This is a genomic window from Roseateles sp., from assembly GCF_036404855.1.
Classification (GTDB): Bacteria; Pseudomonadota; Gammaproteobacteria; order Burkholderiales; family Burkholderiaceae_C; genus Pelomonas.
The window spans coordinates 13,762-27,786 of sequence record NZ_DASWYS010000318.1 but is presented as its reverse complement, the minus strand read 5'-3'; the positions used below and the strand labels follow the sequence as shown (position 1 = coordinate 27,786).

General features: G+C 66.4%; 12 protein-coding genes. 3 read left to right on the top strand and 9 right to left on the bottom strand.

The features are described from left to right. Nucleotides 1-102: 102 nt before the first annotated feature. From epsF to pstS, 6 genes are all read right to left on the bottom strand, one after another. Complete coding sequence (epsF, locus tag VGF12_RS21545; RefSeq protein ID WP_331178101.1) at nt 103-1,524, bottom strand: chain length determinant protein EpsF; 1,422 nt, start codon at nt 1,522-1,524, stop codon at nt 103-105. A 21-nt stretch (nt 1,525-1,545) separates the two neighbouring features. Next, nucleotides 1,546-2,382 carry a polysaccharide export protein EpsE gene (gene epsE, locus VGF12_RS21540; RefSeq protein WP_331178100.1) on the bottom strand — a complete coding sequence of 279 codons (837 nt, stop codon included), beginning with the start codon at nt 2,380-2,382 and terminating at the stop codon, nt 1,546-1,548. Then, complete coding sequence (locus VGF12_RS21535; protein ID WP_331178099.1) at nt 2,382-3,344, bottom strand: EpsD family peptidyl-prolyl cis-trans isomerase; 963 nt, start codon at nt 3,342-3,344, stop codon at nt 2,382-2,384. Before VGF12_RS21535 ends, epsE begins: the two co-directional genes overlap by 1 nt. Nucleotides 3,345-3,599: 255 nt before the next feature. Next, nucleotides 3,600-4,331 carry a bifunctional demethylmenaquinone methyltransferase/2-methoxy-6-polyprenyl-1,4-benzoquinol methylase UbiE gene (gene ubiE / locus VGF12_RS21530; protein ID WP_331178098.1) on the bottom strand — a complete coding sequence of 244 codons (732 nt, stop codon included), beginning with the start codon at nt 4,329-4,331 and terminating at the stop codon, nt 3,600-3,602. A 4-nt stretch (nt 4,332-4,335) separates the two neighbouring features. Continuing rightward, a complete protein-coding gene (locus VGF12_RS21525) occupies nt 4,336-4,728 on the bottom strand; it encodes a DUF971 domain-containing protein (protein WP_331178097.1) in 393 nt (130 codons plus the stop codon). 14 nt (nt 4,729-4,742) lie between these two features. Beyond that, entirely contained in the window at nt 4,743-5,789 is a 1,047-nt protein-coding gene (gene pstS, locus VGF12_RS21520; RefSeq protein ID WP_331178096.1) for a phosphate ABC transporter substrate-binding protein PstS, read from the bottom strand. A gap of 107 nt (nt 5,790-5,896) precedes the next feature. Between pstS and VGF12_RS21515 the strand changes: the two genes are divergently transcribed. From VGF12_RS21515 to VGF12_RS21505, 3 genes are all read left to right on the top strand, one after another. Further along, nucleotides 5,897-7,933: a M13 family metallopeptidase gene (locus VGF12_RS21515; RefSeq protein ID WP_331178095.1), complete on the top strand. Its 2,037-nt coding sequence runs from the start codon at nt 5,897-5,899 to the stop codon at nt 7,931-7,933. A gap of 198 nt (nt 7,934-8,131) precedes the next feature. Then, nucleotides 8,132-8,626, top strand: a complete 495-nt coding sequence (locus tag VGF12_RS21510; RefSeq protein WP_331178094.1) for a hypothetical protein — start codon at nt 8,132-8,134, stop codon at nt 8,624-8,626. Between the two features lie 240 nt (nt 8,627-8,866). Further along, nucleotides 8,867-9,364, top strand: coding sequence for a hypothetical protein (locus VGF12_RS21505; protein ID WP_331178093.1), 498 nt, complete (start codon nt 8,867-8,869; stop codon nt 9,362-9,364). Here VGF12_RS21505 and VGF12_RS21500 read toward each other — a convergent pair. Genes VGF12_RS21500 through VGF12_RS21490 form a run of 3 tightly spaced genes read right to left on the bottom strand, consistent with a single transcriptional unit; the run spans nt 9,337 to nt 13,995 of the window. Next, nucleotides 9,337-9,777, bottom strand: a complete 441-nt coding sequence (locus tag VGF12_RS21500) for an HIT family protein (RefSeq protein WP_331178092.1) — start codon at nt 9,775-9,777, stop codon at nt 9,337-9,339. The genes VGF12_RS21505 and VGF12_RS21500 overlap by 28 nt on opposite strands. Nucleotide 9,778: 1 nt before the next feature. Further along, nucleotides 9,779-10,144: a 2OG-Fe(II) oxygenase gene (locus VGF12_RS21495; RefSeq protein ID WP_331178091.1), complete on the bottom strand. Its 366-nt coding sequence runs from the start codon at nt 10,142-10,144 to the stop codon at nt 9,779-9,781. Then, complete coding sequence (locus tag VGF12_RS21490; protein ID WP_414710177.1) at nt 10,141-13,995, bottom strand: DUF3683 domain-containing protein; 3,855 nt, start codon at nt 13,993-13,995, stop codon at nt 10,141-10,143. Before VGF12_RS21490 ends, VGF12_RS21495 begins: the two co-directional genes overlap by 4 nt. Between the last annotated feature and the right edge of the window lie 30 nt (nt 13,996-14,025).

Sequence of the window (14,025 nt, the reverse complement as noted above, 5' to 3'; positions counted from 1 at the left end):
AATGGAGCGATCACGGACTTCGGGCCCCGCCATGGAATGCCCGGCCTTAGCTTCGGTCATGTTGAATCCTCGTTCTTCTCTGACTCTTGAGTCCGCGATGGGTCACTTGGCTGGGTTCGGCAACTGGCCGATGACACGACGCTGCGCGTCCGCAATCGCCAAACGCCCCTTCTTTTTAGAACCGGGCTTGGGCATCACACCGATGACCGGAATGCCCAGGCCAACAGTGAGGTCCTCCACAAGGCGGATGCGACGGTCCATGATCTCCCTGATGAAGGCAGCAAGCACACCGAGGAGCGTGCCGCCAAACACGGCCAGAAGCAGATTCAGCGTCGGGTTCGGGAACGACGGGTCCGGCGGTGGCAGCGCCACGGTCAGGCCGGACACGTTGCTCTGAGTAGCCTGGCCTTCGAGGCTGGACTGCGTCAAGCGCGCCAGCACGGCGTCATAGGCTCGCTGCGCGTTGTCGACGTCGCGGATCAACACGGCGCCTTCGTCACGAACCTGCTTCATGTGAAGCACCTTGGTGCGCTGGGCTTCGAGCTCGGAGCGCACCTGTGCTTCGCGCTGTCTGTTGATCGTGTTGGTCACGCCCACGCCGCCGGTGATGCGCCGGGTTTCGTCGACGATCTTGAGCCTGGTCTCGGCGATGTTGGCCTTGAGCTCGATGACCTGCGGATTGCTGTCTCCAAGGCGGGAGCCAAGCTCCTGCAATCGAGCTTCGGAACGCGCGAGATCGGACTTGAGTTGGCCCACGATGGGGCTGTTCAACACTTCGGTCAGACGGTCCGCCGACGCGCCGGTTGCCTGGGCATTGCGGCTGACAGACTCGGCGGAGATGGCCTGCAACGCCACCAGTTGTGAGGACAGCTCGCTCATGCGTGCGTTCTCGACATCCAGGCGCTCGTCGGCGTTGAAGATGCCCTTCTCGCGCTGGAACGCGCTGAGCTTGGCCTGAGCTGCCTCCAGTGTGTCGCGCGCCTCCTTGGAGCGAGCATCGAAGAAGCTGCTGTAGCGTTTAGCCGGATCGGTCTTCAGCTCCAGCACGGTGTCGAGATAGGCCTGGACAAAGGCATTGGCCAGGCCCGCTGCGAACTTCGGATCGGGGGCCTTGTACGAAACGCTGACGACATTGGACTCGCGCGAAGGCTTGACATCCATCTTCTTCTGGAAGCTGTCGGCCAGCCAGACCTCCATGCTCCCTTCGCCCCCGGTCGCATCCAACCACTGCTGGCGGATTTGCGGGTTCTCGGTCAACTTCAGCATGCGCACGACGCGCTGGGCGACACGATCACTCTGGATGATGTCGACCTGTGTAGCCATGAAGGCCGGTGTCACCAGCGAGGGATAGCCCAATGCCGAGAACGGATCTGGCTTGGCGTCGACCACGATGCTGGCAGTCGCTGTGTACTGCTTGGTGAGCGTCAGGCTCAGCACAACACTGATCAGCACGATTCCGAGCAAAACCCCCAGGGCCAGCATCCAGCGCGCACGCAGGATGGCAATGAACTGTCCAAATGTCATAGCGGGCTCAATTCAAACGTTTCAGAACAGGCTTTCCTTGACGTAGACGACGTCGCCTTCCTTGAGGCCGTCGTCCATGCCCGGCTGCACCACCTGTACCTTGCCATCGGCCGACTTGCGATGTACTCGGATGCCACGCTCGGTGCCACGCTGGTTCAGGCCGCCACCGGAGGCGAGCGCCTGCATCAGCGTCATGCCACGCTCCAGCCGCATCGGGCCGGGGCGTTGCACCTCACCATAGATATAGACCAGCGGCGCGCGGTCCACCCACAGCACGTCGCCGTTCTGGATCACCACGTCGCTGGCCCGGCTGGCATCGGCGCTGGGGCCGAAGACGCTGGGCAGATCGATTTCCATGCGGAAGGGCTTGCCGGCGCGCGTGCCGCTGAGCACGAGGATGTCGGCGCCGGTGGTGGCCACGCCGCCGGCATTGGCCAGCAGGTCGGTCATGCGCATATCGGTCGTCTCGATCGGGTAGCGCCCCGGACGGTTGACCTGGCCCAGCACGCTGGCCTGGTTGCCCTTGACCTGCAGCAGGATCAACGTGACCTGGGGCGACTTCACGAAGTTGCCGTTCTTCAGGCCATCAGCGATGAGCTTCTCAGCCGCGCTGACGCCGAGGCCGCCGATGCGCACGCTGCCCAGCAACGGGTAGCTGATGACACCGGTTTCGGAGACGCGTGTTTCCAGCGTCAGGTCGGGGTTCTGATAGACGACGACGCGGACGACGTCGCCTGCACCCAGCCGGTATTCGGCCGCCACGGCGGTGGCCGTCGCAGTGGCCATGCCGGCCTGGGCCTGGGCACCTGCGGCGCCGAGGCCGAGCACGGCAGCGAGAAAGAGGTTCTGGACGCGCATCACTTCAGCCCCATGCCCTTGGAAATGGCATCGTGATCAAGGCCACTGGCCGCAGGCGCCACGACTGCCGGGGTCTCGGAGGCGGCCGGCTGCGCGGCCGGCGCACCGGCGGCTGCCGGCTGCGCGAACTTGCCGACGTACTCGATCTTCGAGCTGTCGCGCAGCGCCTTGACGTCCTTCTGCACCGCCTCGGCCTTGCGCTGGTTCAGCAGGAAGGCTTCGATGGCGGGGCGGGCACGCGCCTCGTCCACGGGCTGACTGCGCGAGCCGACGAGGAACAGAACGGTCAGGCCGGCGGGGCTGGGGCTGACCATGGAGTCGCCATCCTTCATCCGGGCGATGGCATCCACGCTGGCCAGCGGCAGCTGCTCGGCAGCACGCACAGCTTGGTTGCCGTTGAAACGCAGCTCGGCGGACTTCAGGTACTCGGCGAACTCGTTGAGGCTTTTGGAAGCCGCCAGCTTCGCGCGGATGGCCTCGAACTGTTCGGGCCTGGCTTCGATCTGCAGCTCCTGCAGGCTGTAAATGCGGCGCTCCTTGAACAGGGCCGGCTTGTCGTTGTAGTACTTGGCGATCTCTTCGCTGCTGGGCTTGGCGACGCCCTCGCCGATGCGCTCGGCGTAGGCCCTGGCGACGATTTCGCGCTTGGCGGCTTCGATCTGCTGGACGACGCGCGGGTCACGGTCGAGCTTGAGCTCCTGGCCCTTCTGCACCGCGAGTTCCTGGTCGATCAGGCGCTCCAGCACCTGCCGGCTGGCGGCCTCGGCCTGCTCGGGCTTGAGGCCCGGCTGGCGCTGCAACACGAAGTTGATCTGGTGGACAGTGATCTCTTCCTTGTTGACCTTGGCGGCCGTCTGGGACGCCTTGTCACCTTTGTCACCACCGCAGGCCGCCAGCAGCGCCGCGGCCGCAACGGCGACCAGCAGCTGGGAGGCACGGGGATGGATCAGTTGGTTAGCCATCTGACGAGGGTCCTTGTTATGCATGGGAAGGGCCTCCTGCCCCAAGTAAGCGAACGAGTGTAGCGGCGCGATATGTCGCTTCCGCGAGCCGCTCGACCCCATTACTGGCTTCGTGAGCGGTACGCGGTTAGAGCAGTTTCAAGCGAAGAGTTCCCTGGCCCCCACATTCAAGGGGGATGGGTCCAATCGATCAGGATAGCGCCGCCACAACGCGGCCCGCGATGCACGCGGGGAGCCGTTAACCCTAGGCCGGAACTAGCACTTGATGCCGGCGTGCAGGGCGACGATGCCGGCACTGAGGTTGTGGACGTCCACGTGGCCGAAGCCCGCCGTCTTCATCATGGCCTTCAGCGTCGCCTGGTCCGGATGCATGCGGATGGACTCGGCCAGGTACTTGTAGCTCTCGGCGTCGCCCGCAAACAGCGAGCCCAGCTTGGGCAGGATGTTGAAGGAATACCAGTCGTAGGGCTTGCGCAGCGGTTTGGCGATGCGGGAGAACTCCAGCACCAGCAGGCGACCGCCGGGCTTGAGCACGCGGCACATCTCAGCCAGCGCCAGGTCCTTGTGCGTCATGTTGCGCAGGCCGAATGCCACGCTGACGAGGTCGAAGCTCTCGCTCTTGAAAGGCAGCTTCTCGGCGTCGGCCAGGCTGGTCGGCAGGATCAGGCCCTCGTCCAGCAGACGGTCCCGCCCTTGGCGCAACATGGCCTCGTTGATGTCGGTGTGCACGACGACACCTGTTTCACCCACTTTGCGGGCGAAGGCGCGCGACAGGTCGCCCGTACCACCCGCGATGTCCAGCGCGCGCTCGCCCGGCTTGAGGTTGGCCACCTGCACGGTGTAGGCCTTCCAGGCCCGGTGGAGACCGGCCGACATCAGGTCGTTCATCAGGTCGTACTTGGACGCGACGGAGTCGAAGACGCCGCGGACCTTGCCGGCCTTCTCGTTCTCGTCGACCTGCTGGAAACCAAAATGAGTCTGCGTCATGGCATCAATGTGAGTGGCAGGAGCCGCCGGCCTTGACCGGCATGGCGTCGTCGCGGCCCTTGCCGGCGGCGGCGAGGCGGTCTTCGTAGTCGCGCCACAGCGCCTCCTGCTGGCTGCCGAGCTTGTAGAGATAGTCCCAGGAGAACAGGCCGCTCGCATGGCCGTCCGAGAACTCGGGCCGCACGGCGTAGTGCCCGACCGGCTCCAGCCCGGTGATGACAACGTCGCGCTTGCCGGTCTGCAGCACCTCCTGGCCCGGGCCGTGGCCCATGACCTCGGCCGAGGGGCTGTATACGCGCATCAGCTCGAACGGGATGCGAAAGCGCGCGCCGTCGTCGAAGGCAACTTCCAGCACGCGGGACTGCTGGTGGACGGTGATCTCGGTGGGCGAAGCCATGCCGCAAGTGTCCCTCAGAACGATTGGTAGGCGGGCAGCCGGCCATCCCTGGGGCGCACCTGCGTGAAGCGCGCTGCCAGCCGGGACTGCACGCTCACCGGCAGCGGCGCAAACCCGGAGCCGCGAGTGAGGTCGTCACCATGCATGAAGCACCAGTACAGGAACTTCAGCGCGCCCTGGGCCTTGGCCGCCTCGACAGGCTCCGCGTCCACGAGGACGAAGCTGGTCAGTGTGATGGGCCAGGCGTCGGCGCCGGGGCGGTCCAGCAATGTCGCAAGATCGTCGCCTTGGCGGTGCATGTCGCTCTCCAGCACCGCAGCGCTGAAGCCACGCTCCGAAGGCGCGACGAAATGGCCTGCGGCGTTGCGCAGTTTCACGGCGGCGAGTTTGTCGCGCAGCACGCGGTCGTAGGAGACGTACGCAATGGCGCCCGGTGTGGCGCGCAGCGTCTGCACCATGCCGTCGTTGCCTTCGGCCTTCAGCGGCTCGCCGGGCCAGGCCGGAGCCTGTCCGGCACCCACCTCGGCCTTGAACGCGGCGGAGGCCCCTGCCAGGTAGCGGCTGAAACCGTCACTGGTGCCGGACTTCTCGGCACGAACCACGCGCTTGACGGGCAGCGCCGGCAGCGCGAGGCCAGGGTTCAACGCAGCGATGCGCGTGTCGTTCCATGACTTGACGCGACCCATGAAGAGGTCGGCCAGCACCTCGCCATTGAGCTGCAGCGTCGCGCCCAGGCCCGGCAGGTTGACGACGGGCACGACACCCCCCACCAGCATGGGGATCTGCACCAGCTTGGCCTTGGCCAGATCGGCGGCGGGCAGCGGCGCATCGGTACCGCCAAAGTCGACCTTGCGGGCCGTGATCTGCTTGATCCCGTCACCCGAGCCCGTGCCCTTGTAGGTGACGACGCCGCCACCAGCCTTGGCGAAGGCCCGGGCCCAGGTGTCGTAGACCTTGGATGGGAAGGTGGCGCCCTGACCCGCCACCGGCTGGGCCAGGGCGGTCATGCACAGCAGCATGGGGGCAAAGAAGGCCAGAGTCAGGCGCTTGAAGGCGGGCATATCCAGGGCAATGGTCTCGGTGAAAACCCGCAATCATGCCCTGTGTCTTCCGTCGCCCTGCCCGGGCGGGCGGTCTAATCCCTCTTCTTTCCCCGCTTAGCCCCCCCATGACCCGATTCCCTCGCCACCGCCTGGCCATCGCTGCCGCGGCTGCCCTGCTGGGCCTGTCCGCCACCGTCCACGCCCTCGACTTGAGCGGCCTGTCCAAGGACGTCGCCCCCTGCGACGACTTTTACACCTTCGTCAACGGCACCTGGGAGGCCGCCACCGAGCTGCCTGCCAGCCGCGCTCGCATCGGCAGCTTTGATCAGTTGCGCCAGAACAATGATGCGCTGCTGGAAAAGGCGCTGAAGGACCTGGCCGACAAGCCCGCGCTGCAGACGACGCCCGGCCTGAAGCTGATCGCCGCCTACTATTCCAGCGGCATGGACGAGGCCGCTATCGAAGCCCGAGGCATCAGCTCCATCACGCCGCTGCTGAACCGCATCGATGGCCTGCAGCGCCGGGAAGATCTGCCGGCGCTGATCGCGCTGCTGAACCGCAGCGGCATCAGCGCACCACTGGGCTGGAGTGTGCAGCCCGACCGCAAGGACACGCGCCGCAACGTGCTCAGCTTGGGCGCCTCGGGCCTGGGCCTGCCGGATCGCGACGACTACTTCCGCACCGACGAGCGCACGCGCACCGTCGCAACCGCCTACCGCACGCTTGCGCAGTCCGTACTGGCTGCCGCCAGCCGCCCGGCCAGCGACGCAGAGCTGGATGCGCTGATTGCGTTCGAGACCCAACTGGCCGAGGCCACCCGCGAACGGGCCAAGATGCGCGACCCGAACGCCAGCTACAACCCGATGAGCCCCGCCGAGCTGGCCGCCGCCGCGCCCGGCTTCGACTGGAGCGCCTACCTCGCCGTGCTCACGGCCGGCGCCAAGCTGCCCCAACGCTTCATCGTCAGCCAGCCCGAGTTCGCCACCCGCGTCGCCAAGCTGGCCGCTGACACGCCTCTGGAGGTGTGGCGCCGCTACCTGACCGTCCGCACGCTGGACGCCGCCGCGTCGCGCCTGCCCAAGCCCTTCGCGACTGCAGCCTTCGAGTACCGCGGCAAGACCCTCACCGGCCTGCAGGCTCCGGCCCCGCGCAGCGAGGACGTCATCCTTCAGATTGGCGGTCGCACCGGCAGCGAGCCCATGGGCCTGGCGCTGGGCGAGCTGTTCGTCTCACGCGCGTTCTCGCCCGAGGCGCAGAAGCGGGCGGTGCAGCTTGTCGACGATGTACGCGCCAGCATGAAGGCCCGCATCGAGAAGCTGGACTGGATGACGCCGGGCACCAAGGCCAAGGCGCTGGAGAAGCTGGCCAACATGCAGGCCAAGATTGGTGCACCGGAGAAGTGGCCGCAGTACGAAGGCCTGCAGTTGACCGGCAACGACTATGCGGGCAACTGGCTCAAGGCGTCGCTCTGGAATAGCGGCCAGCAGGTCAAGGACCTGGACGCGCCGGTGGAGCGTGGCCGCTGGCGCATGGCGCCGTACGTCGTCAATGCACAGGCCGGCGGCCTGAACGAAATCACCTTCCCGGCCGGCATCCTGCAGCCGCCGTTCTTCGATGCCAAGGCTGACGATGCGGCCAACTATGGTGGCATCGGCATGGTCATCGGCCACGAGATCACGCACCACTTTGACGACAGCGGCCGCAACTTCGACGCCGGCGGCTCGCTCACCGACTGGTGGACGCCGGCCGACGCCGCGGGCTACAAGGCCCGCGCCGACAAGGTGGCCGAGCGCTACAGCGCGATCTCGCCGCTGCCGGGCTACAACATCAACGGCAAGCTGACGCTGGGCGAGAACATCTCCGACATGTCCGGCCTGCCAATCGCATATGAAGGCCTGCAGCGCGCGCTCAAGCGCAGCGGCGGCGCTGACAAGAAGATCGACGGCTACACGCCGGCGCAGCGCTTCTTCCTCAGCAACGCGCTGGTGTGGCGCAGCAAGGTGCGTACCGAGTTCCTGATCAACCAGATCCGCACCGACTCACACTCGCCAGCCAAGTACCGGGTACTGACGCCCATGAGCAATTCGGCTTACTTCGCTCAGGCGTTCAGCTGCAAGCCCGGCAGCGCGATGGTGGCCAGCGACCCGCTCACCGTCTGGTGAAGCCCGCCTGCGCCTGACGGGAGTCAGGCGCAGGCCGTCCGTGCGGCGGCGGCATTCAATCGCGGCGACCCGCGAACTGTCCCACGCTTCCCGCACTTCATCGCTTCTGAATGGGGCGCGCACCCGCAGGCGCCTAGCTTGAAGACAGGTCGACGCAAGTCGCGTCGACCTGTCCTTCAGCCCCACCAGGAGCCTGCCATGCCTATCCCCTTCCACCGCGCCCGGTGCACACCGGCACGAGTCCGTCCGTTCGCCGACTTGAGCTGCGCCGCTGCACTAGCCCTTGGCGCTGCCTGCGCGCCGGCCCAGTCCGCCGAACTCGGCCGCGTCGAAGTCGACGGGCATGTCGTCGAGGCAGCGGCACGCTACGACGTGCTGTCCAGCTGCGCGCAGGCCGAATCCCTGCTGCAGCAGGAACTGACCTCCACCTGGTGGCGCGAACGCGATTACGGCACCATCGACGTCCGCTTTGTCGTCACCGGTGGCAAGGTCACGGCCGTCAACACGCGCAGCGGTCTGTCGTTCCGGGCAATGCGCGACGTGCGGCGCGCCGTCGGCCGTCTCGAATGCTCTGACGGGCAGGACGGCACCCACCTCTACAGGATGAGCATCGTCTTCGCCGCCCCGGATCACGGGCCAGGCACCACGCCCGATACCCACCCGCGGCGAGTCGCTCTGGTCGAGATGCACTAAGCGATGAAGGAAGTCATGCCGGCAGGCACCTGCGCTTCGCCGGCCCCATGACGAGTGGCATCCAGGTGCCCAAACGCATGACGGCGGTGCGCTGCAGTTCAGCCGGGGTTTTCGGCGTGTCGTCGCATGGCAGCGGCAACTCATCGCTTGCGGCTTGGGGCCGCTCACTCGGGCGCCTAGCCTGAGAACAGGTCGACGCGTTCGCGTCCCCTGCTTGTCCAGACCCCACAGGAGCTCATCATGCCCATCCGCTACTCCATCGCTCAGCGCTCGCCCCTGCTCAATGGCCTGTTCGCCGGCCTTGCCTGCGCCCTCACGCTGACGTTGACGGCCGGCCCCGCGCTGGCCGAGCCTGCCGACCTCGCACGCGTCGAGGTCAGTGGCCACGTCATTCAAGCGCCCGCGCGCTACGACGTGCACGCCAACTGCCAGGCCCTCGAAGAGCAGCTGCAGGATGCGCTGCAAACCACCTGGGAGCGCGAACGTGGCAGGGGCCAGGTCAAGGTCCAGTTCGTCGTCGACGGCGGTGAAGTCACGGACGTGCAGACCAAGGGCCTCTCGCACACGATTCAGCGCGCCGTGCGCCAGGCCGTCAGCCGTCTGGACTGCGGGGCACAGGCCTCCGCCGGCACACAGGTCTATCGCTTCAGCGTCGACTTCATCGACCCTGACAACCGTCCCCAGCGCGCGGCCGGCTTCGCGCGCGCGGGCTACCGGGTGGCGCTGCTCAGCGACTGAGCGACGGCCTCGTCGACGCGTTGCAGTGGCAGCCGCAGTCGGGCTGCCGCGCCGCCGGGCACTTCGCGCTGAGGGGCGGCCCAGACCGGTGCCGGGAAATGACTGTCCCAGTCGAAACGCCCGATGACGTGCCAATGCAGGTGCGGCACCACGTTGCCGAGGCTGGCGATGTTGACCTTGGTCGGCGCGAGCAACGACCTCAAGGTCCGCTCGATCTCGGTGACGGCGTCCATGCAGGCATGCCTGTCCGCATCCGCGAGGTCGCTGAACTCGGCCACATGGGCCGACCAGACGAGGCGATAGAAGGCCGGGAAGCGCAGCGCCTCTTCACCCTCGACGACCCGCACGATGCGGAACTGGGAGGTACGCGCGACAACGAGGCCGCCATCGGTCACGCAGAGCGGGCAATTCATGTCATTGGCCTCCGAGTACCCAGCCCAGCGACAGCACGTAGCGGCTGCCGCCTTCGACACGCGTCACGCTGTGCTCGCAGGCGTCGGGGCGAAAGAATTTGATGCGCCGGCTCTCCCAGATCGGCGTCGCGCAGATGAACTCGCCGCCCTGCGGCGAGGCCTTCAAGACGAGGTTGAGCCGGTAGTGGCGTCCCGCTTGCACCGGGTCGGTGTGTGGCGCGATGGCGCTGCCCTCGGGGTAACGGATCAAGTAGCTGTCGAACGGCAACGGCCAGCGTGCAGTGAGCAGCAGCATCTTGTCGTAGCCACCGCCTTGGCGCCCGCGCTGCCACCTGAAGGCGGTGCGCAGGTAGCCGGCCAGCGTCACACCAGCACCCGCTCGATGCCGCCGCTGTTGGCCTTGGCCACGTAGTCGGGCATCCAGTTTTCGCCGAGGATCTGCCTGGCCATCTCGACGACGATGTAGTCGGCTTCGAGCAAGCCGTTCTGCAGGTCATTGCCGTAGCGGCTCAGGCCCTGCAGGCAACTGGGGCAGGAAGTCAGGATCTTCAGGTTGTCGTCCGCCCCCACCTTGCCGCTCGCGCGCAGCTGGGCTTCGGTCTTGCGCAGTTCCTCTTCCTTGCGGAAGCGAACCTGGGTGGAGATGTCAGGCCTGGTCACGCCCAGCGTTCCGCTCTCGCCGCAGCAGCGCTCGTTCTTGACGACGTTCTCGCCCACCAGCGCCTTCACCGTCTTCATCGGCTCCTGCTGCTTCATCGGCGAATGGCAGGGGTCGTGGTACAGGTAGCTGCTCTTGGAGCCCAGCGTGATGCCCTTCTCCAGCAAGTACTCGTGGATGTCGATGATGCGGCAACCGGGGAAGATGTCCTCGAACTTGTAGCCCTGCAACTGGTCGTAGCAGGTCCCGCAGCTGACCACGATGGTCTTGATGTCCAAGTAGTTCAGCGTGTTGGCGACGCGGTGGAAGAGCACCCGGTTGTCGGTGATCATCTTCTCGGCCTTGTCGAACTGGCCGGAGCCGCGCTGCGGGTAGCCGCAGCACAGGTAGCCGGGCGGGAGCACCGTCTGTACGCCGGCATGCCAGAGCATGGCCTGCGTCGCCAGACCCACCTGGCTGAACAGGCGCTCCGAACCGCAGCCGGGGAAATAGAACACTGCCTCCGTCTCGCTCGGCGTGGCCGGCGGGCGGATGATGGGCACGTAGTTCTTGTCCTCGATGTCCAGCAGCGCCCGCGCCGTCTTCTTGGGCAGGCCGCCAGGCAGCTTCTTGTTGATGAAGTGGATGACCTGTTCCTTGACCGGCGCGGCGCCGACGGTGGCAGGCGGCGCGGCCGTCTGCTTGCGACCCGCGGGCTTGAACAGGTCCACGGCCAGGCGCTGAGCCTTGAAGCCGATGCCCACCATGGCCGTGCGCGCCAGCTTGATGGTCTCCGGGTTCGTCGCGTTCAGCATGAACATGGCGGCAGCATTGCCGGGGCGCCAGGTCTTCTGGCCCATCTTGCGCAACAGGTTGCGCATGTTCATCGTCACATCGCCGAAGTCAATCTTGACCGGGCAAGGCGTCAGGCATTTGTGGCAGACCGTGCAGTGGTCGGCCACATCTTCGAACTCCTGCCAGTGCTTGATGGACACGCCGCGGCGCGTCTGCTCCTCGTACAGGAAAGCCTCCACGAGCAGCGACGTGGCGAGGATCTTGTTGCGCGGGCTGTAGAGCAGGTTGGCGCGCGGCACATGCGTGGCACAGACCGGCTTGCACTTGCCGCAGCGAAGGCAGTCTTTGACCGAATTGGCGATCTCGCCGATGTCGCTCTGCTGCATGATCAGCGACTCATGCCCCATCAGGCCGAAGGATGGCGTGTAGGCATTGCGCAGGTCTGCGTCCTTGAGCAGCTTGCCTTTGTTGAAACGGCCTTCGGGGTCAATGCGCTGCTTGTACTCGGTGAACGCGGCCAACTCGGCGTCGGTCAGGAACTCGACCTTGGTGATGCCGATGCCGTGCTCTCCGGAGATGACACCGTCCAGCGAGCGGGCCAGCGTCATGATGCGCGCCACGGCCTCATGGGCAGTCTGCAGCATCTGGTAGTTGTCGCTGTTGACGGGTATGTTGGTATGCACGTTGCCGTCACCGGCATGCATGTGCAGGGCCACCCAGACGCGACCGCGCAGCACCTCCTTGTGGATGCGCTTGCACTCGACCAGGAGCGGCTCGAAGGCCGCGCCGCTGAAGAGCGCCTGCAGCGGCTTGAGGATCTGTGTCCGCCACGAGGCGCGGAGCTCATGCGTCTGCAGCTTTTCGAAGAAGCCGGCACTGTCCAGCCCGTCCAGCCATTGCCGCCACAGCTCACCCACCTCCCGCAACAGCGCCAGCGCCTGCTGCACGCGGTCCTCGAGCAGCTCGGCGCTGGGGATCTCTCCCGCGTCATCGCTCTTGCCCAGCGGCAGCTTGCCGGCCGCGAAGAGCGCCCGCAGTGCCGTCACCAGCTCCAGCTTGTTGCGCAGACTCAGCTCGATGTTGATGCGCTCGATGCCCAGCGTGTACTCGCCCATGCGGTGCAGCGGGATCACCACGTCCTCGTTCACCTTGAACGCGTTGGTGTGCTTGCTGATGGCTGCGGTGCGCTTGCGGTCCAGCCAGAACTTCTTGCGCGCATCGGCGCTGACAGCGACGAAGCCCTCGCCCGAACGGCCGTTGGCCAGGCGAACGACCTCGGAAGTGGCGCGAGCCACCGCGTCTGCATCGTCGCCGACGATGTCGCCCACCAGCACCATCTTGGGCAGGCCGCCGCGCTTGCTTTTGGTGGCATAGCCCACCGCCTTCAAGTAGCGGTCGTCCAGATGCTCCAGGCCGGCCAACAGCACGCCGGTGTCGGCAATCGAGAACATGTAGTCCTTGATGTCGACGATGCTGGGCACGCAATCCTTGGGATTGCCGAAGAACTCCAGGCAGACCGTGCGCGTGTGCGCCGGCATGCGGTGCACGATCCAGCGCGCGCTGGTGATCAGCCCGTCGCAGCCTTCCTTCTGAATGCCCGGCAAGCCCGCAAGGAACTTGTCCGTCACGTCCTTGCCGAGACCTTCCTTGCGGAAGACGCGACCCGGGATGTCCAGCCGCTCGGTGCGCTCCAACGCCTTGCCAGCAGCATCAAAGTAGCGCAGCTCGAAGCTCGCCACCTCAACGTCATGGATCTTGCCGAGGTTGTGGTTGAGGCGCACGACCTCCAGCCACTTGGCCTCCGGCGTCACCATCTTCCAGCTCACCAGGTTGTCCAGCGCCGTGCCCCACAGCACGGCCTTCTTGCCGCCCGCGTTCATGGCCACATTGCCGCCGATGCAGCTGGCCTCGGCCGAGGTTGGGTCCACGGCGAAGACGAATCCATGAGCCTCGGCCAGGTCCGCCACGCGCTGCGTGACGACGCCCGCCTCGCTGAAGATGGTCGGCACCTCCCGGTCCAGGCCCGGCAGCTTCAACATCTCGACGCCGCGCAACGCCTCGAGCTTCTCGGTGTTGATGACAGCGCTGTTCCAGACCAGCGGCACTGCGCCGCCCGTGTAGCCCGTGCCGCCCCCACGCGGGATGACGGTCAGGCCCAGCTCGAAACAGGCCCCCACCAGCCCTGCCATCTCGGCCTCGGTGTCGGGCGTGAGCACGACGAACGGGTACTCCACGCGCCAGTCCGTCGCGTCCGTCACGTGGGACACGCGGGACAGGCCGTCGAACTTGATGTTGTCCTTAGCCGTGTGGCGGGCCAGTGTCTTGGCGGCGCGCTTGCGCAGCGTGGTGACGCTGTCGAAGAACTTGGCGAACTCCGCCACCGCGCCGCGCGCGGCCTGCAGCAGCTCGCCCACGGCGGCGTCACGCTGCGGGTCGCTCGCCGGGTCGCGGCGCTTTTGCACCTCGGCCAGACGGTGATGCAGGGCCTCGATCAGCAAGGCGCGGCGCTTGGGGTTGTCCAGCAGGTCGTCCTGCAGGTACGGATTGCGCTGCACCACCCAGATGTCGCCCAGCACCTCGTACAGCATGCGCGCGGATCGGCCGGTACGCCGCTCCAGCCGCAGCTTGTCCAGCAACTCCCAGGCGCGAGAGCCCAGCAGCCGGATGACGATCTCGCGGTCGGAGAACGACGTGTAGTTGTACGGAATCTCTCGCAGGCGCGGTGCGTCTGCGTGCGTGTCGGCCGCGTCAGCGGCGACCGGCATCAGGGGATGCGGGGCGTTCATAGAGGAAAAAGGGAGCGGCCGAGGATCGTA

Bases quoted from the DNA above. Each gene is read 5' to 3' on its own strand.
- ubiE (WP_331178098.1), bottom strand. From the start codon at position 4,331: ATGACGCAGACTCATTTTGGTTTCCAGCAGGTCGACGAGAACGAGAAG.
- epsE (WP_331178100.1), bottom strand. From the start codon at position 2,382: ATGCGCGTCCAGAACCTCTTTCTCGCTGCCGTGCTCGGCCTCGGCGCC.
- VGF12_RS21505 (WP_331178093.1), top strand. From the start codon at position 8,867: ATGCCCATCCGCTACTCCATCGCTCAGCGCTCGCCCCTGCTCAATGGC.
- VGF12_RS21515 (WP_331178095.1), top strand. From the start codon at position 5,897: ATGACCCGATTCCCTCGCCACCGCCTGGCCATCGCTGCCGCGGCTGCC.
- VGF12_RS21510 (WP_331178094.1), top strand. From the start codon at position 8,132: ATGCCTATCCCCTTCCACCGCGCCCGGTGCACACCGGCACGAGTCCGT.
- VGF12_RS21500 (WP_331178092.1), bottom strand. From the start codon at position 9,777: ATGAATTGCCCGCTCTGCGTGACCGATGGCGGCCTCGTTGTCGCGCGT.
- VGF12_RS21490 (WP_414710177.1), bottom strand. From the start codon at position 13,995: ATGAACGCCCCGCATCCCCTGATGCCGGTCGCCGCTGACGCGGCCGAC.
- pstS (WP_331178096.1), bottom strand. From the start codon at position 5,789: ATGCCCGCCTTCAAGCGCCTGACTCTGGCCTTCTTTGCCCCCATGCTG.
- VGF12_RS21525 (WP_331178097.1), bottom strand. From the start codon at position 4,728: ATGGCTTCGCCCACCGAGATCACCGTCCACCAGCAGTCCCGCGTGCTG.
- epsF (WP_331178101.1), bottom strand. From the start codon at position 1,524: ATGACATTTGGACAGTTCATTGCCATCCTGCGTGCGCGCTGGATGCTG.
- VGF12_RS21535 (WP_331178099.1), bottom strand. From the start codon at position 3,344: ATGGCTAACCAACTGATCCATCCCCGTGCCTCCCAGCTGCTGGTCGCC.